Origin of the sequence: Aequorivita sp. H23M31, from assembly GCF_004022485.1 — a bacterium.
In the GTDB taxonomy this organism is placed as follows: Bacteria; Bacteroidota; Bacteroidia; order Flavobacteriales; family Flavobacteriaceae; genus Aequorivita; species Aequorivita ciconiae.
On sequence record NZ_CP034951.1, the window covers coordinates 1,208,112 to 1,231,409 of the forward strand.

At 41.6% G+C, this 23,298-nt stretch carries 17 protein-coding genes, 2 tRNA genes and 3 rRNA genes; 11 read left to right on the forward strand and 11 right to left on the reverse strand.

Annotated elements, in window-relative coordinates; translation table 11 throughout:
• Positions 1 to 45 precede the first annotated feature (45 nt).
• The 5 genes from EI546_RS05360 (at position 46) to EI546_RS05380 (ending at position 4,930) form a co-directional block, all read left to right on the forward strand.
• Entirely contained in the window at positions 46 to 2,424 is a 2,379-nt protein-coding gene (locus EI546_RS05360) for a TonB-dependent receptor (protein WP_128249581.1), read from the forward strand.
• A gap of 3 nt (positions 2,425 to 2,427) precedes the next feature.
• The gene (locus EI546_RS05365) at positions 2,428 to 3,228 is read left to right on the forward strand and encodes a DUF4249 domain-containing protein (protein WP_128249582.1); all 801 of its coding nucleotides are present in this window, start codon (positions 2,428 to 2,430) and stop codon (positions 3,226 to 3,228) included.
• A gap of 71 nt (positions 3,229 to 3,299) precedes the next feature.
• Positions 3,300 to 3,485: a T9SS type A sorting domain-containing protein gene (locus EI546_RS16460; protein ID WP_240673165.1), complete on the forward strand. Its 186-nt coding sequence runs from the start codon at positions 3,300 to 3,302 to the stop codon at positions 3,483 to 3,485.
• Between the two features lie 242 nt (positions 3,486 to 3,727).
• Positions 3,728 to 4,540, forward strand: a complete 813-nt coding sequence (murQ, locus tag EI546_RS05375; protein ID WP_128249584.1) for an N-acetylmuramic acid 6-phosphate etherase — start codon at positions 3,728 to 3,730, stop codon at positions 4,538 to 4,540.
• Positions 4,541 to 4,705: 165 nt separating this feature from the next.
• Positions 4,706 to 4,930 carry a DUF6095 family protein gene (locus tag EI546_RS05380; RefSeq protein ID WP_128249585.1) on the forward strand — a complete coding sequence of 75 codons (225 nt, stop codon included), beginning with the start codon at positions 4,706 to 4,708 and terminating at the stop codon, positions 4,928 to 4,930.
• Positions 4,931 to 5,186: 256 nt separating this feature from the next.
• Here the strand turns inward: EI546_RS05380 and EI546_RS16165 are convergent, their stop codons facing one another.
• From EI546_RS16165 to EI546_RS05415, 8 genes are all read right to left on the reverse strand, one after another.
• Positions 5,187 to 5,357 carry a hypothetical protein gene (locus EI546_RS16165; RefSeq protein WP_164905177.1) on the reverse strand — a complete coding sequence of 57 codons (171 nt, stop codon included), beginning with the start codon at positions 5,355 to 5,357 and terminating at the stop codon, positions 5,187 to 5,189.
• Positions 5,358 to 5,404: 47 nt separating this feature from the next.
• Complete coding sequence (locus EI546_RS05385) at positions 5,405 to 5,980, reverse strand: hypothetical protein (RefSeq protein WP_128249586.1); 576 nt, start codon at positions 5,978 to 5,980, stop codon at positions 5,405 to 5,407.
• Positions 5,981 to 6,018: 38 nt separating this feature from the next.
• Positions 6,019 to 6,127: ribosomal RNA gene (rrf, locus tag EI546_RS05390) — 5S ribosomal RNA — on the reverse strand.
• Between the two features lie 213 nt (positions 6,128 to 6,340).
• Positions 6,341 to 9,176: ribosomal RNA gene (locus EI546_RS05395) — 23S ribosomal RNA — on the reverse strand.
• Between the two features lie 236 nt (positions 9,177 to 9,412).
• Positions 9,413 to 9,489 (reverse strand) — tRNA-Ala (locus EI546_RS05400).
• Positions 9,490 to 9,637: 148 nt separating this feature from the next.
• Positions 9,638 to 9,711: transfer RNA gene (locus tag EI546_RS05405), tRNA-Ile, on the reverse strand.
• A 160-nt stretch (positions 9,712 to 9,871) separates the two neighbouring features.
• Positions 9,872 to 11,396, reverse strand: a 16S ribosomal RNA gene (locus EI546_RS05410).
• The 16S, 23S and 5S rRNA genes sit together here with 2 tRNA genes alongside, the layout of an rRNA operon.
• A gap of 525 nt (positions 11,397 to 11,921) precedes the next feature.
• Entirely contained in the window at positions 11,922 to 12,623 is a 702-nt protein-coding gene (locus EI546_RS05415) for a DUF4294 domain-containing protein (protein WP_128249587.1), read from the reverse strand.
• 119 nt (positions 12,624 to 12,742) lie between these two features.
• On the opposite strand from EI546_RS05415, the gene EI546_RS05420 reads away from it, so the two are divergent.
• Complete coding sequence (locus EI546_RS05420; protein ID WP_128249588.1) at positions 12,743 to 13,828, forward strand: M42 family metallopeptidase; 1,086 nt, start codon at positions 12,743 to 12,745, stop codon at positions 13,826 to 13,828.
• A gap of 156 nt (positions 13,829 to 13,984) precedes the next feature.
• Here EI546_RS05420 and EI546_RS05425 read toward each other — a convergent pair whose 3' ends face one another.
• Positions 13,985 to 15,331, reverse strand: a complete 1,347-nt coding sequence (locus EI546_RS05425) for an alanine/glycine:cation symporter family protein (RefSeq protein ID WP_410198317.1) — start codon at positions 15,329 to 15,331, stop codon at positions 13,985 to 13,987.
• 110 nt (positions 15,332 to 15,441) lie between these two features.
• Between EI546_RS05425 and EI546_RS05430 the strand changes: the two genes are divergently transcribed.
• Positions 15,442 to 16,701, forward strand: coding sequence for an acyloxyacyl hydrolase (locus tag EI546_RS05430; RefSeq protein WP_128249590.1), 1,260 nt, complete (start codon positions 15,442 to 15,444; stop codon positions 16,699 to 16,701).
• Positions 16,702 to 16,832: 131 nt separating this feature from the next.
• Here the strand turns inward: EI546_RS05430 and EI546_RS05435 are convergent, their stop codons facing one another.
• Entirely contained in the window at positions 16,833 to 17,780 is a 948-nt protein-coding gene (locus EI546_RS05435) for a phosphoribosylaminoimidazolesuccinocarboxamide synthase (protein WP_128249591.1), read from the reverse strand.
• Positions 17,781 to 17,860: 80 nt separating this feature from the next.
• Positions 17,861 to 18,814, reverse strand: a complete 954-nt coding sequence (locus EI546_RS05440) for a PhoH family protein (RefSeq protein ID WP_128249592.1) — start codon at positions 18,812 to 18,814, stop codon at positions 17,861 to 17,863.
• Between the two features lie 217 nt (positions 18,815 to 19,031).
• On the opposite strand from EI546_RS05440, the gene EI546_RS05445 reads away from it, so the two are divergent.
• From EI546_RS05445 to gldG, 4 genes are all read left to right on the forward strand, one after another.
• A complete protein-coding gene (locus EI546_RS05445; RefSeq protein ID WP_128249593.1) occupies positions 19,032 to 19,874 on the forward strand; it encodes an SAM hydrolase/SAM-dependent halogenase family protein in 843 nt (280 codons plus the stop codon).
• A 136-nt stretch (positions 19,875 to 20,010) separates the two neighbouring features.
• Entirely contained in the window at positions 20,011 to 20,307 is a 297-nt protein-coding gene (locus EI546_RS05450; RefSeq protein ID WP_128249594.1) for a putative quinol monooxygenase, read from the forward strand.
• 109 nt (positions 20,308 to 20,416) lie between these two features.
• Entirely contained in the window at positions 20,417 to 21,124 is a 708-nt protein-coding gene (gldF, locus tag EI546_RS05455; RefSeq protein ID WP_128249595.1) for a gliding motility-associated ABC transporter permease subunit GldF, read from the forward strand.
• Positions 21,124 to 22,815, forward strand: a complete 1,692-nt coding sequence (gene gldG, locus EI546_RS05460) for a gliding motility-associated ABC transporter substrate-binding protein GldG (RefSeq protein ID WP_164905178.1) — start codon at positions 21,124 to 21,126, stop codon at positions 22,813 to 22,815. The genes gldF and gldG overlap by 1 nt, the downstream gene beginning before the upstream one ends.
• The last annotated feature ends 483 nt before the right edge of the window (positions 22,816 to 23,298 follow it).

Genomic DNA, 23,298 nt, shown 5'->3' on the forward strand with positions numbered 1-23,298 from the left:
GGGTTCATTTGGAGTAACAAATCTTTTAATTCAAACATACAACCATTGAGATTATTGATCACTCTTACCATATTCTTTGGAAGTTTCTTAATTCATTCCCAAGAAAAATTCACTTTGAATGGAACCGTTTCTGAGGAAGAAACCGGAGAAACCCTCATGGGAGTTAATATCTTGGTCTCTCCACTTCAAACGGGAACTGTGACTAATCAATATGGATTTTATTCTATTACTTTACCTAGAGGACAATACGAAATAACAATAAGCACGTTGGGCTTTGCCACCCAACAATTCACGATTGACCTTCAAGAAAACATTAAAAAGAACTTTACCCTATCCGAAGATTCCCAAAGTCTAGACGAAGTACTTCTTGAAGCAAACCCTGAAAAACTCAATATTAGAAGTACCCAAATGAGTGCAAATACTCTTTCTTCCAGCACCATAAAAAAGATTCCAGTAGTTTTGGGGGAAGTGGATATTATAAAATCCATAACCCTGCTTCCGGGAGTAACCAGTGCCGGTGAAGGGGCCAGCGGATTTAACGTAAGAGGAGGCGCAGCCGACCAGAATTTAATTTTACTTGACGAGGCAACCCTTTACAACTCATCGCATTTATTCGGATTCTTCTCCGTTTTCAATCCTGATGCTATTAAGGATCTCACCTTATATAAAGGAGGAATCCCGGCGCAATATGGAGGTCGAGTTTCTTCTGTTTTGGATATCTATCAAAAGGACGGAAATAATCGTAACTACCACGCCACAGGCGGAATTGGATTGGTTGCAAGTCGTTTACTTCTTGAAGGACCTATAAAAAAGGATACCGCTTCATTTCTGATAGGAGGCCGCAGCAGTTATGCCCACTTGTTCCTTCCCTTGTTTGACTTGGATAATATTGCTTATTTCTACGACTTAAATACCAAGGTAAGTTATAATCTAAACAAGAATAACAGACTCTTTCTTTCAGGATATTTCGGGAGGGATGTGTTTAAAATTTCTGAAAGCTTCGGAAACACTTTCGGAAATACCACTTTAAATTTAAGGTGGAACCATATCTTTTCAGATAAATTATTTTCCAACCTGTCATTGATTTATTCTGATTACTATTTTGGATTGGAACTGAAATTTGTAGAATTTAAGTTTGATAGTGGAATAACGAATTTCAATCTTAAATACGACTTCTCCAACTACCTTTCGGAAAACATAGAATTAAAGTATGGGGTAAATAGCATCTCCTATAAGTTTAATCCTGGAAATGTAAAACCTACTACGGAAACTTCGGCCGTGAATGAATTTAAACTAACCGATAAATTTGCTTGGGAAAATGCTTTTTATACTGGTGCTGATATAAAGGTCTCCAAAAACCTTCTGGTCAATGCGGGACTCAGACTTTCAACTTTTAACAGGTTGGGGCAATCTGAACTTTTTTTATATGAAAACAACCTCCCATTACTTTATAATGAAGACTTGGGAATATACGAAAAAGCAAAACCCAGTGATACTGTTTCCTTTAAAAGAAGTGAAACAATCAAATCATTCGCCCATCTGGAACCCCGACTTTCTGTTTCATTTTTATTGAATGATGATTCTTCTATAAAGGCGAGCTATAACCGAATGACCCAATACATCCATTTAATTAGCAATACCACCTCTCCTACTCCATTTGATATATATGCCCCTAGCGGAAAATACATAGAACCTCAACTAGCTGATCAGGTAGCATTGGGATATTTCCGCAATTTTCAGAATTACTCCATGGAAGTTGAAACCTTTTTTAAGAAAGTTCAAAACCGTTTGGACTATATTAATGGCGCGGATTTAATTGCGAACAATGCCGTGGAACAGATTCTGCTAAATGGCGAAGCCAGATCCTACGGATTGGAATTGCTTCTGAAGAAAAATTCGGGTAGATTTCAGGGATGGTTGGCTTATACTCTTTCTAAAAGTGAACAGCGCACTCCCGGAAGAACTGCAAATGAAAGTGGGATTAATAATGGGGATTGGTACAATACTCCTTGGGATAAAACCCACGACCTATCTTTCACCGGCTCTTATGATCTTTCAAAAAGCTGGTCGTTTGGTGCAAATTTTATCTTTCAAACGGGCCGGCCAAGTACCTTTCCAGAAGGCCAGTATTTTTACGACGGAATGGTCATTCCCGTGTATGAAGCTCGCAATAGCAGCAGATTGACTCCCTTTAACCGAATGGATATCTCTGCTACTTGGAGACCAAAAGCAGGAAGGTATTCTGATAGCGACAACAGTCCGAAGTGGAAAGGAGAATGGGTTTTTAGCGTTTACAATGTTTACAACAGAAAAAATGCCGCTTCTTTTTCATTCAGTGAAAATACAGACAACGGAACAAATGAGGCTGTGCGACTTTCTATCTTCGGAATTATTCCTTCAGTTACCTACAACTTTAAATTTTAGATTATGAAGCAGTTTTTATTTCTTGTTAGCAGCTTGCTTCTTCTTACCTCTTGTGAAGATGTAATTGATGTAGATCTGAACGATGCAAAACCAAGATTGGTTGTAGAGGCCAACATAAGTATAAGACCCGCGACGGGAGCGGTTTTTAGCACTGTGAAATTGACAACCACCGCTCCCTTTTTCGATAATAATATCCCGGTAGTAGAAGACGCTACCATATATATAATGGATGAAAGTGGAACTCTGTATCCTTTTGTTCACTCAGAGGAAGGTTATTATAATGGTGATTTCCTACCACAACCAAATAACAACTATACTCTTCATATAAAATATAAGGACGAAATATATACGGCAACCACCCATCTTGTTTCCTCTCCCGAATTGGAATATGTTGAACAAAAGAACGATGGTGGTTTTCTGGGCGATCAAATAGAATTAAAAGCATTTTTTACCGATCCTATAGACCAAAAAAACTTCTACTACTATATAGGTTCTTCTAAACGAGGGGTGGCCCGAGATGTGCTAAGCGACGAATTTTTTAATGGAAACCGAATCTTTGCTATGTATTTAGCGGACGATTTATCGGCGGGAGATAACGTTCAATTCACCCTATCGGGAGTAACGGAGGAATTTTATAATTATATGTTTATCCTATTACAACAAACTGGAAGTGGAGGCGGGCCTTTCGAAACCCAACCCGCCACCGTAAGGGGAAATATCATTAATCAAACCAATCCAGAAAATTATCCATTGGGATATTTCAGAATCTCAGAAATATCGGTATTAGAATATATAGTGCAATAAATTTACTTTCAGGAACCATTCATTTCCCCAACCCTGTAAGGAATGTTACCTTTAACATAGCTGCGCCGAAATTGAACAGAGAGGTTGTTGCTATTTCAGTGCATGATATTCTAGGAAGGAAAATATTGACCACTGAAAAAACTTTTTCTGAAAATACCATCCAATTCAACCTTCCTGAAGTATTGAACATTGGGATTTATATGGTTACCATTTCATATAATGGTGAAAGCAAAAATTTAAGAATTATCAAGAAATAGAAACTAATAAAAAACCTGCAAAAAGGGGACCTCCGTTACTGGATTCCCCATTTTTCTTTTTTATAACTATTTAAAACAGATTTTCTGAAAAAGCAGAATTAGCAGAAACAAATTTTTTAGCTATTTATTTTAAAGTAAATTCGTAGTTGCATTATCAGGATTTACATTTTGAAATAATATTTCTTTTTGGTTCAAAAGATTTCTGCTTCAACATCTTCTTTTCCCCAATAATACAAGAACAAATGACTTACCATAAAATTACCGAATCCGCTTCAAAATATGATAATTTAGAAAAAATGAGCATTTCAGAATTGCTTCAGAATATAAACAATGAAGACAAATCGATTGCCTATGCGGTGGAAAAATCCATTTCTCAGATTGAAAATCTCACCATACAAGTTATTGACAAATTAAAAAACGGCGGCAGGCTATTTTATATCGGCGCCGGAACAAGTGGCCGTATGGGAATCCTTGATGCCAGCGAATGTCCTCCCACTTTCGGCGTACCGCACGGATTGGTGCTTGGATTAATTGCCGGGGGAGATTCCGCCATCAGAAAAGCCGTGGAATTTGCGGAAGATTCTGAAGAACAAGGGGTACAGGATTTACAAAAAGAAAATATTTCCGAAAAAGATATAGTAATAGGAATCGCCGCCTCGGGCACAACCCCTTATGTAATAGGAGCATTAAAATATTGCAATGATAATAACATCACAACCGGTTGTATTACCTGTAATGAAGGCAGTCCTCTTGCCCTTGCGGCCCAATTTCCAATAGAGGTAAATGTAGGACCAGAATTTGTGACGGGAAGTTCAAGAATGAAAGCAGGAACGGCACAGAAACTGGTCCTCAATATGATCTCCACTACCGCGATGATTCAATTGGGAAGAGTAAAAGGAAATAAAATGGTTGATATGCAATTGAGCAATAATAAACTGGTGGACCGCGGCGTACGAATGATAATGGAGGAACTAAATATATCTGAAAGAGAAGCCCAAATTCTTTTGGATAAACACCAGAATGTGCGAAAAGCAATCGACGCAGTAAAAAATTAGATTGTAAGTTGAAAGTGCAGCATTTTAAATTTCATCCACTACCCCTTCAGTAATCCGGATATTTGATTTAGGACTGCAAAGAAACTAACTAAGTTCGGTTCCCACTTGCCGTTTCAAAAGTCCCCAATTTTGTTTAAATTTGAGACCAATATATATTATATAGCTATGGGAAAAGAACACACTGATTTTAATATACTAAAAAAAGGTTTAAAGTATCTGGCCTTTGCCTTGCCCCTGTTGTTCTTAGCTCCCTATCTTTTAACGCTCTCCTTCCTGAACAAGGAAACCTTTATGTTCTTCGTTTTTATTGTACCCGCCCTAGTTGCAGCGGTTGGAGCAATTTACCTTTGTTTTAAGGGGATCAATACGGTGGTGAAGTCGATATTTTGAGATGAGTTTGCGTCGAAAAAATCAACTCACTCGAGTTTTCTTTATTAATCAGTCCCCAACGTAATTCATTACGCCGAAATTTACGATTAAAATTAACTTATAATTCCTGACCTGGATACTACTTAAAACAATCTCAGGAACTATAATTTTATAGAGCCACCTTATAAGAAAATCTTATATCATTTTGTTTCGAGATTATCCAATATTAGCACTTTCATTTCTAATTTTAAAGATTGAAAAGCTGTCGTTTATATTACTAATAAAGCTCCATAAAAAAAACCTCCACCAAATAAATGGTGGAGGTTTTAAGGAAGGCGTTTATAATAAGAGGAACGGCAGGGGCGGGAACCAGATCGGAAAGAACACAACCGGCCTTCCCCGCCCCTACCACCCACCCACGTGGGAGCGTCCTTTTGGTATATCCCATAAAAAAAACCTCCACCAAATAAATGGTGGAGGTTTTAAGGCAGGCGTTTATAATAAGAGGAACGGCAGGGGCGGGAACCAGATCGGAAAGAACACAACCGGCCTTTCCCGCCCTACCACCCACCCACGCAGGAACGTCCTTTTGGTATATCCCATAAAAAAAACCTCCACCAAATAAATGGTGGAGGTTTTAAGGAAGGCGTTTTTAATAAGAGGAACGGCAGGGGCGGGAACCAGATCGGAAAGAACACAACCAGCCTTTCCCGCCCCTACCACCCACCCACGTGGGAGAGTCCATTTGGTATATCCCATAAAAAAAACCTCCACCAAATAAATGGTGGAGGTTTTAAGGAAGGCGTTTATAATAAGAGGAACGGCAGGGGCGGGAACCAGATCGGAAAGAACACAACCGGCCTTCCCCGCCCCTACCACCCACCCACGTGGGAGCGTCCTTTTGGTATATCCCATAAAAAAAACCTCCACCAAATAAATGGTGGAGGTTTTAAGGAAGGCGTTTATAATAAGAGGAACGGCAGGGGCGGGAACCAGATCGGAAAGAACACAACCGGCCTTTCCCGCCCCTACCACCCACCCACGTGGGAGCGTCCATTTGGTATATCCCATAAAAAAAACCTCCACCAAATAAATGGTGGAGGTTTTAAGGAAGGCGGCGACCTACTCTCCCACGAGATGCAGTACCATCGGCGCAAACGGGCTTAACTTCTCTGTTCGGAATGGTAAGAGGTGAGCCCCGTCGCTATAACCACCTTGGTTTTAGGAATTAGGGACCGGGTTGTAGGGATTGGTTGTTACCAATGCCTTATGCCCAATCTACTAATGCCCCCCAGCGTTCGCTGGGAAAATATCTTGACATTATGGAAACAAAGTATAGGGGAAAAGTGAACTGACCTTTTAAAAGAGTTGCCTTCCACGGCTGCAAGTCTGAGTTGCTCCCCCTCCTTGGGAGGGGGCCGGGGGGAGGACGTACATAAGCTTACGGGCTATTAGTACCGCTCGGCTGTGACATTGCTGCCCTTGCACCTGCGGCCTATCAACGTGGTAGTCTCCCACGGCCCTTTAAAGAAATCTCATCTTGTGGTGGGTTTCGCGCTTATATGCTTTCAGCGCTTATCCCTTCCCGACGTAGCTACCCAGCGGTGCCCCTGGCGGGACAACTGGTGCACCAGCGGTCGGTCCAATCCGGTCCTCTCGTACTAGGATCAGATCCACTCAAATTTCTTGCGCCCACTGTAGATAGAGACCGAACTGTCTCACGACGTTCTGAACCCAGCTCGCGTGCCACTTTAATGGGCGAACAGCCCAACCCTTGGGACCTTCTCCAGCCCCAGGATGTGACGAGCCGACATCGAGGTGCCAACCCCCCCGTCGATATGAGCTCTTGGGGGAGATCAGCCTGTTATCCCCGGCGTACCTTTTATCCTTTGAGCGATGGCCCTTCCATGCGGAACCACCGGATCACTATGCTCTACTTTCGTACCTGATCGACTTGTTGGTCTCTCAGTCAAGCTCCCTTATGCCATTGCACTCTGCACACGATTGCCAACCGTATTGAGGGAACCTTTAGAAGCCTCCGTTACTCTTTTGGAGGCGACCACCCCAGTCAAACTACCCACCAAGCACTGTCCCCTTTGTTCAAGGGTTAGACTCTAGACAAGCAAAGGGTGGTATTTCAACAATGACTCCGCCACGCCTGGCGACGCAGCTTCAAAGTCTCCCACCTATCCTACACATTGCTTATCCAAAACCAATACTAAGCTATAGTAAAGGTGCACGGGGTCTTTTCGTCCCACAGCGGGTAATCGGCATCTTCACCGATACTACAATTTCACCGAGCTCATGGCTGAGACAGTGTCCAGATCGTTGCACCATTCGTGCAGGTCGGAACTTACCCGACAAGGAATTTCGCTACCTTAGGACCGTTATAGTTACGGCCGCCGTTTACTGGGGCTTCAATTCAATGCTTCTCCCGAAGGATGACATCTCCTCTTAACCTTCCAGCACCGGGCAGGTGTCAGGCCCTATACTTCATCTTTCGATTTTGCAGAGCCCTGTGTTTTTGATAAACAGTCGCCTGGACTCTTTCACTGCGGCCCCCATTGCTGGGGGCGACGCTTCTCCCGAAGTTACGCGTCTATTTTGCCTAGTTCCTTAGCCATGAATCTCTCGAGCTCCTTGGAATGCTCTTCCCAACCACCTGTGTCGGTTTGGGGTACGGGCTGCCTCGCTCGCTTTTCTTGGAAGTCGGTACCCGGGATTATCACCTTGGCCGGGGCCTCAGTGTACTATCGGGGTGTTGCCACTCCCTTCAACGCACTATTCCGTCAGTGCGCACCCAGTTTCCGCCTCCGTCGCTTTTGGCGCGGGCAGGTACGGTAATATTAAACCGTTGTCCATCCACTACCCCTTTCGGGTTCGCGTTAGGTCCCGACTGACCCCCAGCTGATTAGCATAGCTGGGGAAACCTTGGTCTTTCGGAGTGCGGGTTTCTCGCCCGCATTATCGTTACTTATGCCTACATTTTCTTTTCCGTACGCTCCAGCATACCTCGCGGCACACCTTCGGCGCATACGGAATGCTCCCCTACCTCCCGACGTAAAGTCGGGACCATAGCTTCGGTAGTATGTTTATGCCCGATTATTATCCATGCCGGACCGCTCGACCAGTGAGCTGTTACGCACTCTTTAAATGAATGGCTGCTTCCAAGCCAACATCCTGGCTGTCTGTGCAGTCCGACCGCGTTTTTTCAACTTAACATACATTTGGGGACCTTAGCTGATGGTCTGGGTTCTTTCCCTCTCGGACATGGACCTTAGCACCCATGCCCTCACTGCTGACCAACATTTTATAGCATTCGGAGTTTGTCAGGAATTGGTAGGCGGTGAAGCCCCCGCATCCAATCAGTAGCTCTACCTCTATAAAACTATAATGTCAACGCTGCACCTAAATGCATTTCGGGGAGTACGAGCTATTTCCGAGTTTGATTGGCCTTTCACCCCTACCCTCAGGTCATCCCAAGACTTTTCAACGTCAACGGGTTCGGCCCTCCATTTGGTGTTACCCAAACTTCAGCCTGCCCAAGGGTAGATCACACGGTTTCGCGTCTACTACTACCAACTAAAGCGCCCTGTTCAGACTCGCTTTCGCTGCGGCTCCGGTCCTTAGGACCTTAACCTCGCTGGCAACAGTAACTCGTAGGCTCATTATGCAAAAGGCACGCCGTCACCAAATAAATTGGCTCCGACCGCTTGTAGGCGTATGGTTTCAGGTTCTGTTTCACTCCGTTGTTCACGGTTCTTTTCACCTTTCCCTCACGGTACTGGTTCACTATCGGTCTCTCAGGAGTATTTAGCCTTGGCGGATGGTCCCGCCAGATTCATACAGGGTTTCACGTGCCCCGCACTACTCAGGATACCACTATCGGCAACCGTCCTTACCAATACCGGGCTATCACCGTCTATGGCCACGCTTTCCAACGTGTTCTTGTTCGTAAGGCACCAAATGTCGCGGTCCTACAACCCCGGACGGTCCGTAAACCGCCCGGTTTGGGCTAATCCGAGTTCGCTCGCCGCTACTATCGGAATCACTGTTGTTTTCTCTTCCTCCGGGTACTTAGATGTTTCAGTTCCCCGGGTTTGCCCCGCTTGCGCGGTAATACATCTTCAATGTACTGGGTTGCCCCATTCGGATACCTGCGGATCAACCTGTATGTGCCAGTCCCCGCAGCTTTTCGCAGCTTATCACGTCCTTCATCGCCTCTGAGAGCCTAGGCATTCCCCATACGCCCTTATTTTGCTTATTGTACTTTTACCTGCCGTATGGCAGGTTTTTGCTCTTTTAATGAGTTGTTCTTCGCTCAATATTCAAGTATCAACTTTCAACGCTCAATTGAGCATTGATAATTGTTTGTTGAACATTGAGACTTAATTATTACTTCTCTCGTATTCTTTGTTTCCAATATGTCAATGAACTGTCTGGATCCTCACCGCTCCCGGGCCCGGATAACGGGCAGCTAACGGGAACAACGATTGTTGTCCGTGGTGGAGAATATCGGAGTCGAACCGATGACCTCTACGGTGCAAGCGTAGCGCTCTAGCCAGCTGAGCTAATTCCCCATTTTAGTAATTCAGAATTATGAATTCAGAATTATGAACGTTGAATCCCAACTTCTAGAATTTCCTTCAATATGTAATGAACGTATATTTCCGAAGAAATATCTTGTTTTTCAATCTTCGATTTCGATTTCAGTTTCGATTTCGATAGTAGTCCCAGGCAGACTCGAACTGCCGACCTCTACATTATCAGTGTAGCGCTCTAACCAGCTGAGCTATGGGACTGTAAAGGGCCCCAATGTTCAGTGCTCAGTAATCAGTTTTGATGTACCGAAGACTTGACCTGTTGACCGTAATATTATAAAATTGACAGCTAAACCAAGCAAGACATCCGTGTTTTCCAATAAGAGTGTCTCTTTGTTGAATTTCGGTCGTCTTTCTCTAGAAAGGAGGTGTTCCAGCCGCACCTTCCGGTACGGCTACCTTGTTACGACTTAGCCCCAGTTACCAGCTTCACCCTAGGCCGCTCCTCGCGGTGACGGACTTCAGGTGCTTCCAGCTTCCATGGCTTGACGGGCGGTGTGTACAAGGCCCGGGAACGTATTCACCGGATCATGGCTGATATCCGATTACTAGCGATTCCAGCTTCACGGGGTCGAGTTGCAGACCCCGATCCGAACTGAGACAGGTTTTGTGGATTCGCGCCTGCTTGCGCAGTGGCTGCCCATTGTACCTGCCATTGTAGCACGTGTGTGGCCCAGGACGTAAGGGCCGTGATGATTTGACGTCATCCCCACCTTCCTCACGGTTTGCACCGGCAGTCTCGTTAGAGTTCCCATCTTTACATGCTGGCAACTAACGACAGGGGTTGCGCTCGTTATAGGACTTAACCTGACACCTCACGGCACGAGCTGACGACAACCATGCAGCACCTTGTAATCTGTCCGAAGAAGGGGATGTTTCCACCCCTGTCAGACTACATTTAAGCCCTGGTAAGGTTCCTCGCGTATCATCGAATTAAACCACATGCTCCACCGCTTGTGCGGGCCCCCGTCAATTCCTTTGAGTTTCATTCTTGCGAACGTACTCCCCAGGTGGGATACTTATCACTTTCGCTGGGCCACCCAGACCACCAACGTGGTCCGGACAGCTAGTATCCATCGTTTACGGCGTGGACTACCAGGGTATCTAATCCTGTTCGCTCCCCACGCTTTCGTCCATCAGCGTCAATGCGTTGTTAGTGACCTGCCTTCGCAATCGGTATTCTATGTGATATCTAAGCATTTCACCGCTACACCACATATTCTAGCCACTTCACAACCATTCAAGACAACCAGTATCAATGGCAATTCTACAGTTGAGCTGCAGACTTTCACCACTGACTTAATCGCCCGCCTACGGACCCTTTAAACCCAATGATTCCGGATAACGCTCGGATCCTCCGTATTACCGCGGCTGCTGGCACGGAGTTAGCCGATCCTTATTCCCAGAGTACCGTCAAGCCCCGACACGTCGGGGTGTTTCTTCCTCTGTAAAAGCAGTTTACGACCCATAGGGCGGTCTTCCTGCACGCGGCATGGCTGGATCAGGCTCTCGCCCATTGTCCAATATTCCTCACTGCTGCCTCCCGTAGGAGTCTGGTCCGTGTCTCAGTACCAGTGTGGGGGATCCCCCTCTCAGGGCCCCTACCCATCGTAGCCATGGTAAGCCGTTACCTTACCATCAAGCTAATGGGACGCATGATCATCTTGTACCGATAAATCTTTAATCAAAATCCAATGCCGGACTATGATACCATGGGGCATTAATCCAAGTTTCCCTGGGCTATTCCCCTGTACAAGGCAGATTCCATACGCGTTACTCACCCGTGCGCCGGTCTCAAAAGTGCAAGCACTTCTTTACCCCTCGACTTGCATGTGTTAGGCCTGCCGCTAGCGTTCATCCTGAGCCAGGATCAAACTCTTCATCGTATAATCTTCAATAATATTGCGACCATACTCCAGTAAGAGCTCGACTCTCAAAAAAATTCTCAGAAAATCTCACTTAGTTTAGTTTCTTTGTTGACAGCAAACGTTTCCGTTCGCTATCTACGCTGTCAATTTCAATATCTCAATGAACTTATGTTTCTTTTTTACGCTTCTCCAACTCGTGTTTTGAAGTCACTCGTTGTTTTAGCGGGTGCAAAGATACAACCTTTTTTTAATCCTGCAATACTTTTTGAAAAATATTTAAAAGAATTTTAAAGAGCTTTTTTCGACTCGCGAAACAAACCGGGGTTGTTATCTTAAGCGGGTGCAAATATAGAACCCTTTTCTGTTCCACCAAACTTAAATACAGGTTTTTTTAAACTTTTTTTCACCCTCAATAACCAAAAGCCTGACTGCTATCAATTTAAACCGCAAAAAAAATATAAAACACTTAGAAGAATTCTAGGTCAAAAAAGAGCGAACTACGAAAATACGAGATTCCGCAATTCTGTACAATAGATAGACCTGTTAATTATCGGCTATTTTTTTATTCCAGTAAGAAGATAGATCCAAATAATCAATTGGAAATGAGGGCTTCTGTCTAACCAAAATACCTTCTTGAAAGGATCTCTGTAGAATATCTTCGATTAAGTAGTCCTCCTTTACCTCGTAGGGCTGGTATTCTTCCTTTAAAGATATTTCAAACATATTGGCAGTGACGTTGTACCAAAAGGCCCTCCAACCAGTTCGTAGCTCCCTAATAAGATCAAAAGCTGTGTGTCCTGTCTGGCGATGAATCAGTTTAATTAAGATCTGGCCTTCGCTATGGGTAAGATTTTTAAGCTGATCGGAAAATTCGCCTTCCACATATTTTTGAACCAGCTTAGCATACTTTTTCTTATCCCTATTTCTTTCAATAGTATTTAGGCGCTCTTTCATTACAGTAAGTCTTTCAGCCGCCAATTTAGCATAGGGATAAACCTTCCGTGTTTTACGTCGTAAAATGAGATAACGTCTTCGGTCATTTTCAGTTTTGAAATGAAGTTTATCCAATAATATCACTTCATCTAGATTTATAATATCCCTGGCTAAAGTATCCCCTTCAATAATATAGTAAACAACCTCGGTAGAATCGGGCCGTTTTGTCAAAATTTCGGATCCTTTCTGTGCGTGGGAATGCGAAAGACCGAAAAAGACAAAAAATACATATATATAAAAAGGAGATTTCATAGAAGTAAAGTTATCTGAATTTGGTATCCAAAAAACATTCCAAAAATAAGCAAAATGTCTTGTCCCTGCCTATTTAATCCTTAATTTTGCCGACTCAAACCAAGATAGAGTTATAAGCCATGAAGACTTCAATCCTTACCGAAAAATCGCTTACTTTTCTAGAGAATTATTTGAATAATGCATCCCCTACTGGCTACGAATGGAATGGGCAGAAGATCTGGATGGAATATTTAAAACCATACGTAGATGAATTTTTTACAGATACCTATGGAACAGCGGTAGCGGTTATAAATCCAAAGGCGAAATTTCGAGTAGTAATTGAAGGTCATGCTGATGAAATATCCTGGTATGTAAATTACATTAGCGATAATGGTTTATTATATGTTATAAGAAACGGAGGAAGTGACCACCAAATCGCCCCTTCAAAAATAGTAGATATCCATACCAAGAAAGGCATTTTAAAAGGTGTCTTTGGTTGGCCGGCAATCCATACGCGTGACAAATCCAAGGAAGAACCACCGAAACCAGAAAATATTTTTATTGATGTAGGTGCAAAGGATAAAGCCGAGGTAGATCAAATGGGAATACATGTAGGTTGCGTAATTACTTATCCAGATCAGTTTCACATTTTGAACGAGGATAAATTTGTTTGTAGGGCTTTGGATAATCGTATGGGCGGTTTTATGATCGCTGAGGTAGCCAGACTTTTAAAGGAAAGAAACATTTCGTTACCATTTGGACTTTACGTAACAAATTCAGTCCAGGAAGAAATTGGTCTTAGAGGTGCCGAAATGATTGCGGACCGAATAAAACCGAATGTGGCTATCATAACCGATGTTACTCATGATACCACCACTCCAATGATCGATAAGAAGAAAGAAGGACATGCTGAAATCGGTTCAGGTCCTGTTATTGCTTATGCTCCTGCGGTACAACAAAAATTACGAGATCTAATCGTAGATACAGCGGAAAAAAATATGATTCCTTTTCAAAGAGCCGCCCTTTCTCGAGCAACTGGAACTGATACAGATGCCTTTGCTTACAGTAATGGTGGTGTTGCCAGCGCTTTGATCTCACTCCCGTTGCGATATATGCATACTACCGTTGAAATGGTACATCGAGATGACGTAGAAAATGTTATCAAATTGATCTATGAGACTCTTCTAAAAATAAAAGACGGAGAGACTTTCAGCTATTTTGATTAGTTCTCTCCGCAAACTGCCAAAAGAGGTAGCTCGGACAATTCCATAAGGGGAGGACAATAGAAAAGCGAAAGACAGTGTAATCAACGAATAGTTATTTCAAAAGCATTGTTTAAATTCTATAGAGAGGAAGTAAATTCCCTCTGGAAATTTTCTTCATTAATACCCGGCTTTCAATTTTGCAAAATAAATCCTCGCCTCTCTTATAACTCTTGGAGCAAGGATTACGGTTGCCGTCATAGTGGGAATAGCCATGAGAGCAAAGAAAGTATCTATTAAGTTTATCATCATACTTAAAGATGTGGTGGCACCTATTATTATACTCAATATATAGAAGTAATTGTATATGCCCTTATTCTTGGCTCCAAAGAGAAATGACATACACTTGGTTCCATAATACGAATAAGAAAATAAGGAGGAAATACTAAAAATGGCTATACAGACCATCAAACCATATTTCCCAATAATGGGAAGGCTCTCTTCGAAGGCCGATGCCGTTAAACTTACCCCATTCGCATCGCTACTCTGCCAAACTCCTGTCACCAAAATTGCAAGTGCTGTTAAAGTGCAGATCACTAATGTATCTATTGCAGGTCCTAACATTGCCACCAATCCCTCCCTAATAGGCTCGTTGGTTTTGGCCGCGCCGTGTGCCATTGGAGCTGTACCGATGCCTGCTTCATTAGAAAATGCTCCTCTTCGAATTCCCAAAATTATTATACCGCCTACCACACCACCCAAAAAGGCATCTCCCTTATAAAAATTTGCAGAAAAGGCATCGGTAAAAATGAACGCTAGGTATTCGGGAACTACATCAATATGTACAATTAAAATGGCAGCCACGAGCACAAAATAAAGAATTGCCATTGCCGGAACCAACTTTGACGCGGTTTTGCTAATTCGGGATAGACCTCCCAAAATAACTATGGCTGTCAATGTTGCCAGGACAATACCAATTACAAAATCTGTCTGGAGACCCCTGTATAGGCCCATAGGTTTTAAGACAATATCGTTAATTGCTTGGGTAAGCTGGTTGGCATTAAATACCGGCAATGCCCCCACCAAACCTGCGATACTGAAAAAAGCGGCGAGAGGAAACCATTTTTTACCCAAGCCCTCCATTATAAAATACATAGGACCTCCTTGGATTTTCCCCTCGCTATCAACACCTCTGTAAAGAATTGCCAAGGTTGCGGTAAAAAACTTGGTGGACATTCCAATTACAGCACTAATCCACATCCAAAAAACTGCTCCAGGCCCACCAATCGAAATTGCGACCGCTACGCCAGCGATGTTTCCCATTCCCACAGTCGCAGAAAGTGCGGTAGCCAGAGCCTGAAAGTGGGTGATTTCCCCTGCATCAGATTCGTTGTCATATTTCCCTTTCAAAATCGCAATTGCGTGACCCAAATAAAGAAATGGCAAAAATCTAATTCGAATTATAAGGTAAAGCCCCCCTCCTATCAGAATAATTAACAAAGGTAATCCCCAGGCAAGGGAAGCCATTTCAGAAATTATATAATCAAATTTTTCCAATATGGATTTATAAAAATTCCAACTAAATGTACCATTAATATTTTAAAAATTAATCTATAAATTGTTACTTGCAGCACCAAATGAAGAACCTAACCATCGTTTTCTTTCTATTCTTATGCGGTTTGACCATGGGCCAAAATGAAGGAGAGTGGAAAAATAGCGCGTTTACATTTACACCTGAAATTCTCTTCGGAAAAACAATGGAAGGTAATGAAGGATTTCCTTCAACTAGATTTCAAAAACAGATCGTTTTAAGTTTTGGCCGATATCATACAAATGATCCACAACAATGGGCACAACAGTTAAAAGGTCCTAAAACCGGAATCTCTATGGGCGTTACCGATTTCGGAAATTTGGACACTCTGGGTTTAGCATTTTCTGTTTTGCCTTTTATTGAATTTAAGGTATTTGGAAATGAGCGCCTAACCTTCCAAACTGCAATGGGTGCTTCCTATTCTACAAAAAAGCATGATCCTGAAACCAACCCGCAAAATAACGTTGTTACCACTGATTTAACTTGGGCTTTTCGCTCCTATTTTTACTATATGTTTTTAAGAGGTGACAATATTGATTGGCGATTGGGTCTAGGCTATTCCCATCATTCCAATGGCCATATGCGACTATTGAATATTGGTTTTAATTCATTTTTAGTAAGCCTTTCCGCAGATATAAAAAACCCGTTGAAATACCCCGAAAACGAGAACGCCATCCTACCTAATTATAATCAAACCGTGTACGATTATTTTGCATTTCGAGGAGGATTTGGACAGAATGTTCTGGGTGTTGCGATTAATGACCGGCAAAACGTTTATACCATTGCGGGAGAATATGGACGAGTGTACAACAATACCTATAAAGTAGGAATTGGATTTTACGCTAGGCTATATGAGCATTATCATAACTATATTATAGACAATGAGTCATTGGTACAGACCGGAAGGGAATTTGAGTATTTTAAAGACAATCCACTGTACTACGCCTCAAATTTGGGAATTAGTATCCACGGTGAAGTTTTCTTAAATCACATAGGGATTGATCTGCAACTGGGATATAATATCTATAAACCCGCCTATAAACTCGATTACCGGATAAATGAAGGTTGGGAAAATACACCTCGGGAAATTCCCACCGATTGGGTATTGGGAGATCTCAATTTCAAGTATAAAATCAAACATCGAATATCCTCCAGAATAGGATTAAAATACTATTTAATAGGAATGGAAAACTCCCCGAAAAACAACTTTTATCTGGGTGCACATCTTAGTGCCAATTTGGGCCAGGCCGATTTCAGCGAATTGAGTTTTGGATATGTTTACAATTTTAATTTTCGGGAAAGATAGAACTCGGGTAAAAGAACCAAAACCGCTGCACTGTTAGAACCTATACCGCTACGCTACAATACTAAGGACTGCTTCGCTACAAGAACTAAACCAGACACCAAGAACCATGACTAATGAATAATGTCTAATATCTATTTTAAATACTCCAGCACGTTTTTTTCTATTCGCTGATGAATATTAGATACGTCGGCTTTTACGAAGGTTTCACCGGTAATGTTTTCGTAGAGCTCAATATATCTTTCTGAGACACTATGAATATATTCGTCAGTCATTACGGGAACTGTTTGTCCTTCCAAACCTTGGAAGCCATTTTCGATAAGCCATTGGCGAACGAACTCTTTAGAAAGCTGTTTTTGAGGCTCGTTGTTTTTTTGGCGTAACTCATATCCGTCAGCATAAAAATAACGGGAGGAATCTGGGGTATGGATTTCATCGATCAATACGATTTCGCCATTTTTCGTTTTGCCGAATTCATATTTAGTATCCACTAAAATCAATCCTCTTTTTGACGCAATTTCGCTACCTCTTTTAAAGAGTTTATGGGTGTAATCCTCGAGCTGGCGATAATCCTCTTCGGAAACTATACCTCTTTTTATAATATCCTCTCTTGAAATATCCTCATCGTGATCGCCCATTTCGGCTTTTGTTGCCGGTGTTATGATGGACTCTGGAAATTTATCATTTTCCTTCATACCTTCAGGCATCGATACACCACAGAGCATTCTTTTACCCAACTTGTATTCCCGTGCTGCGTGTCCACTTAAGTAACCGCGGATTACCATTTCAACCTTAAAAGGTTCGCAGGCTTCGCCTATAGCAACATTTGGATCGGGAACGGCTATTAACCAATTGGGAACAATATCTTTGGTAGCCTCCATCATTTTGGTGGCTATTTGATTCAATATTTGCCCTTTGTAGGGAATTCCTTTTGGCATAACAACATCAAATGCACTGAGCCTATCTGTTGCAACCATTAAAAGCAGGTTGTTCTCCAAAGTATAAACTTCACGGACTTTTCCGTGATAAACTCGTTTTTGGCCTGGGAAATTGAAGTTAGTGGAGATAATGGTATTACTCATTTTAGAATTTAGATTTACGATTGACGATTTTAGATTTACGGATGACGATAAACAAATATTAATTAATCCAACACTTCCCCCTAATCAACATTTTCAATTTTTCTGTAGGCTGCTATCACTTCCTTAACTAGACGATGACGAATAACGTCTTTATCATCCAAATAAATCATTCCCACTCCATCAACATCTTTTAAGACCAACAATGCTTCTTTTAGACCCGAGGTTACGCGACGTGGCAAGTCAATCTGTCCGGGATCTCCTGTGATCATAAACTTGGCATTTTTTCCCATTCGGGTGAGAAACATCTTCATCTGGGCATGAGTGGTGTTTTGGGCTTCATCCAAAATCACAAAGGCGTTGTCCAAAGTACGGCCGCGCATAAATGCCAAAGGCGCTATCTGAATTACCCCAGTTTCAATATGTGAAGCGAGCTTTTCCGCAGGAATCATATCGCGAAGAGCATCATACAAAGGCTGCATATAGGGATCTAATTTCTCCTTTAAATCTCCGGGCAAAAAGCCAAGGTTCTCCCCCGCTTCAACCGCTGGTCGTGTCAATATTATCCGTTTGACGTCCTTATCTTTTAATGCTTTGACAGCCAATGCCACGCCCGTATAGGTCTTCCCTGTACCTGCTGGGCCAACGGCAAAAACCATATCATTCTTATTCATTAAGGCAACCAATTTTCGTTGGTTTGCCGTTAATGGTTTTACAGGTTTTCCACTTACCCCGTGTACAATCACTTCGCCGCTACCTGCAGGAGTTTCATATTCCTCCCTATTTCGGCTTAGTAAAACCCGTTCGATAACGTTTTCGTCAATTTTATTGTACTTGGCATATTGCTCCAAAAGCATCGTAATTCGCCTATCAAATTCCTCTAGGACTTCTTCATCACCATAGGCCTTAATTTTGTTGCCCCTAGCTACAATTTTCAATTTTGGAAAATACTTCTTCAACAATTCAATATTGGCGTTTTCCTGTCCGAAGAATTCCCTTGGGCCAATGTCGGTAAGTTCAATTATCAGTTCGTTCAAAAGGCGGTGCTTTATTTTAAATGTTTAAAATGGCAATTAGTTTTAGGCTATAATATTAAGATAAAAAACCTTTAAATCTGAAATAAATCTGGTCCTCCACATCTTCTAAAATTGTTCCACATTATTATTGGTTTATTACCCCAAAATAGTTTTTCCTACTAACAAAAGTAACCTATTTTTGTCGTACTTGTTTTAATAAAATATCAACAATTCCCATATGGCGATTATCACACTTACAACGGACTTCGGAGAAAAGGACCACTTTGTTGGCGCAGTCAAAGGGGCGATATATACCGAATTGGAAGATGTAAAAATTGTTGATATCTCCCACTCCATTGCTCCGTTCCATCTTCATGAGGCTTCCTATATTATTCAAAGTGCCTATAAAAGTTTTCCAAAGGGAACGATCCATATAATTGGTGTGGATTCCGAATTAAACCCTGAAAACAAGCATATTGCTGTCCTACTGGACGATCATTATTTTATTTGTGCGGATAATGGGATAATATCCATGTTAATTGCGGAAATACGACCCGAGAAAATTGTAGAAATCAATATCCACGATCGCATTATAAGTAATTTTCCGGTATTGGATGTTTTTGTAAAGGTGGCGGGACATATTGCCCGGGGAGGAACGTTGGATGTCATTGGAAAGGTCACAACGGAAATCAAGGAGATGACTGGAATCCGTCCAGTGGTGAACAGGAACGGTTCGCAGATTATTGGAAATATTATCTATATTGACAATTATGGGAATGCCATAAGCAATATAAGCAAAAAGCTTTTTGAACAGGTTGGACGTGGTAGGGATTTCATTATTGCGGCAAGGTCTATTAAAATTACTAAGATCAATGCAAATTATAGCGACGCCATTAATTTTGATCTTCCCGCGGATAGACGGGAGGAGGGTGGAAAAAAATTGGCTCTTTGGAATTCCTCAAATTATTTGGAATTGGCCATTTACAAGAGCAACCCCTCAACAGTGGGAGGAGCCTCAAGCCTAATTGGATTGGGTTTCCGTGATTCTTTTACGGTTAATTTTGTTTCCGATGCATTATAACGTGCCTCGGCTTCGCTTTTAGAACTTAGGTCGATAAACTCATTAACTTTGGCCCCATGCTTCGACTAGCGCACCATCCTTGTTCACACGTCTTTATTGAATTGTTGACGGCAGGGATCAACTTTAAATAGGAGATATGTTTACGCGAATTGTAAAAATGACATTTAGAAAGGAGGAGACGCCTACATTTCTAGCCAATTTTGATAAGGTTAAGGAAAAGATATGCAATTTTGATGGCTGTTGCTTTTTGGAACTGTATAGGGATAAAAATGATGATACAATCTTCTTTACCTATAGCCGTTGGAGAGATGTGGAAGCTTTGGAGAATTACAGAAAAAGTGACCTCTTTAGAGATGTGTGGAGTAAAACAAAGCCTTTGTTCCGCGAAGGAGCGGAAGCTTGGAGCGTGGATACACTAGTGAGTATCCCCTGAGTTTAAGTGATAAATTCGGAATAATGATGGCGCTTCCACAGGCTTAATTATAATCTCAAATTTTGAGCCTTTAACTTGAAACAAGAAATTAGAAACTGGAAAACCTAAAATGATACCAATTATAAAACGTGAAATTAATTCCTTTTTTTCCAGTACGATTGGGTATTTGGTCATTGCGGTGTTTTTGGTAATTAACGGGTTGTTTCTCTGGCTTTTTAACGGAAATTTCAATATTCTCGATTCGGGATTTGCAGATCTTTCTCCCTATTTTGAACTTGCACCTTGGGTTTTGCTTTTTCTGATTCCTGCTGTTTGCATGCGAGCATTCAGTGATGAAATGAAAATGGGAACAATGGAACTTCTTTTGACCAAGCCAATTTCTTTAAAGGAGATTGTACTGGGCAAATATTTTGGAGCTGTTATATTAATTATTATCGCACTTATTCCCACCTTACTTTACGTGTATACCATATCTGAATTAGGTAATCCGATTGGGAATTTGGATGTAGGAAGCACTGTTGGTTCTTATATCGGACTGCTTTTTTTGGTATTTGCATACACCTCCATCGGAATCTTTTCCTCTACACTCTCACAAAATCAGATTGTGGCATTTATCGTAGCGGTTTTTCTATGTTTTGCACTTTATTACGGATTTGAAGGTTTCAATTCTTCATCATTTAATATTTCACAATTAGGAATGAAAGCCCATTTTGATAGTGTAGCACGTGGAGTTTTAGATACTCGGGATTTATTGTATTTCCTAAGTATGACCGTGTTTTTTATAGGAATAACAATTTTTAAATTGAAGAAACAATAATGACAACTTCGATTAAAAAATCTATTCCCATCGCAATCTTAATAGGGGGTTTAATTCTTTTGAACTTTCTTGGAAGTCTCTTTTACAAACGCTTCGACCTTACCCAAGATAAACGTTTTACGCTTTCGGACGAAGCGAGGGAAATTGTGGACCAAGCAGATTCGCCAATCATTGTTGACGTATTTCTAAAAGGCAACTTCCCTCCTGAATTCAAAAGATTACAAAGCGAGACAAAGCAACTTTTGGACGAATTTGCTTCTTACAATTCCAATATAAAATTCGATTTCGTCAATCCTTCGGAAAAGGGTTCGGAACATTTTCAACAGCAATTTGAAAAATTCGGAATGACGCCTGCACAAATTTCGGTCATTGAAGGCGGTAAACAAAGTACAGAAATTGTTTATCCTTGGGCCCTTGCCCATCATAACGGAAAAACGGTTAAAATTCCTTTGTTGAAAAATCAATTAGGTGCTACCTCTGAAGAAAGAGTGAACAGTTCGCTTCAAAATCTACAATATGCATTTGCGGATGGATTTAAAAAGTTAGTTACCGAAAGATCCAAAAAAGTCGCTGTACTTAAGGGAAATGGAGAATATGATGACCGTTATATCGCGGATTTTTTCTCCACACTAAAGGAATATTATTTTATTGCCCCTTTTACATTAGACTCCGTTGCATCCAATCCCTCAAAGACGTTAAGAGCGCTGGAAGATTTTGATTTGATCATTGTAGCACAGCCCACAGAAGCATTTACCGACGCTGAAAAATACGTTGTGGATCAATATATTATGAATGGCGGAAATTCTCTGTGGCTTCTTGACGCTACCCAAACGCATCTGGATCCGGAAACTGGAAAAGCATTTGTTTTTGGAATGGATTTAAACCTCAATGACTTCTTTTTTAAATATGGTATCCGGATAAATCCCAATTTGGTAAAAGACGTATATTCTGCGCCCATTCTCTTGGCAAGTGGCGAGGATCGCGAATCGCAATTTGAAAAATATCCCTGGTTTTTTAGTCCGCTGAGCAGTAGCACCGCCGATCATCCCATAGTATCGAATATTGAAGCAGTAAAATTTGATTTTGCAAGTGCTATAGACACCCTTCCAAATGGGATAAAGAAAACAGTACTTCTTTCCACTTCCCCATTGTCAAAAATCGTAGGTCTTCCTTTCGAAATTGACTATGACAGGGAAATTCCCAATAATCTGAGAGTTGTAAATGAGGGTCCAAAACCGAATGAATATAATGCTGGCGAAATTCCTTTGGCAGTCCTGCTGGAAGGAAAATTCACTTCTGTTTTCAAAAATAGGATCAAACCCATAAAATTGCAAGATGGACTTACAAATGAAGATGATGGGAAGCCAACCAAAATGGTGGTTATAAGCGATGGTGACGTTATTAAAAATCAAATGCAGGGCAGCCGGCCACTGGAATTAGGTTATGATAAGGGGACCAATGCCTTTTATGGCAACAAGGAGTTTCTGCTGAACACGGTCAATTATCTTTTGGATGACAGCGGACTTATAAACATTAGAACGCGCCAAATTGCCGTTCCATTTTTGGATAATCAAAAAACCATGCAACAAAGAACACTCTGGCAAATGGTCAATCTACTGCTTCCTCTAGGATTTTTAGCGATTTTTGGAATGCTATTTATGTGGTTTAGAAAACGAAAATACACTAGGTAAATGTTGATAAGTTTGTTTTAACCAAAACATCATTTCAAATATATTTGTACCTCGACGTTGCTCGGTAACCTTTGTTTAGAGCTTTTGATTGACATTATAGTTCGACGTTGCTCGGTAACCTTTGTTTAGAGCTTTTGATTGACATTATAGTTCGACGTTGCTCGGTAACCTTTGTTTAGAGCTTTTGATTGACATTATAGTTCGACGTTGCTCGGTAACCTTTGTTTAGAGCTTTTGATTGACATTATAGTTCGACGTTGCTCGTTAACCTTTGTTTAGAGCTTTTGATTGACATTATAGTTCGACGTTGCTCGGTAACCTTTGTTTAGAGCTTTTGATTGACATTATAGTTCGACTTCGCTCGGTAAACTTTGTTTACAGCGTTTGATTGACATTATAGTTCGACTTCGCTCGGTAAACTTTGTTTACAGCGTTTGATTGACATTATAGTTCAACTTTGCTCGGTAACCTTTACTCCGCTAG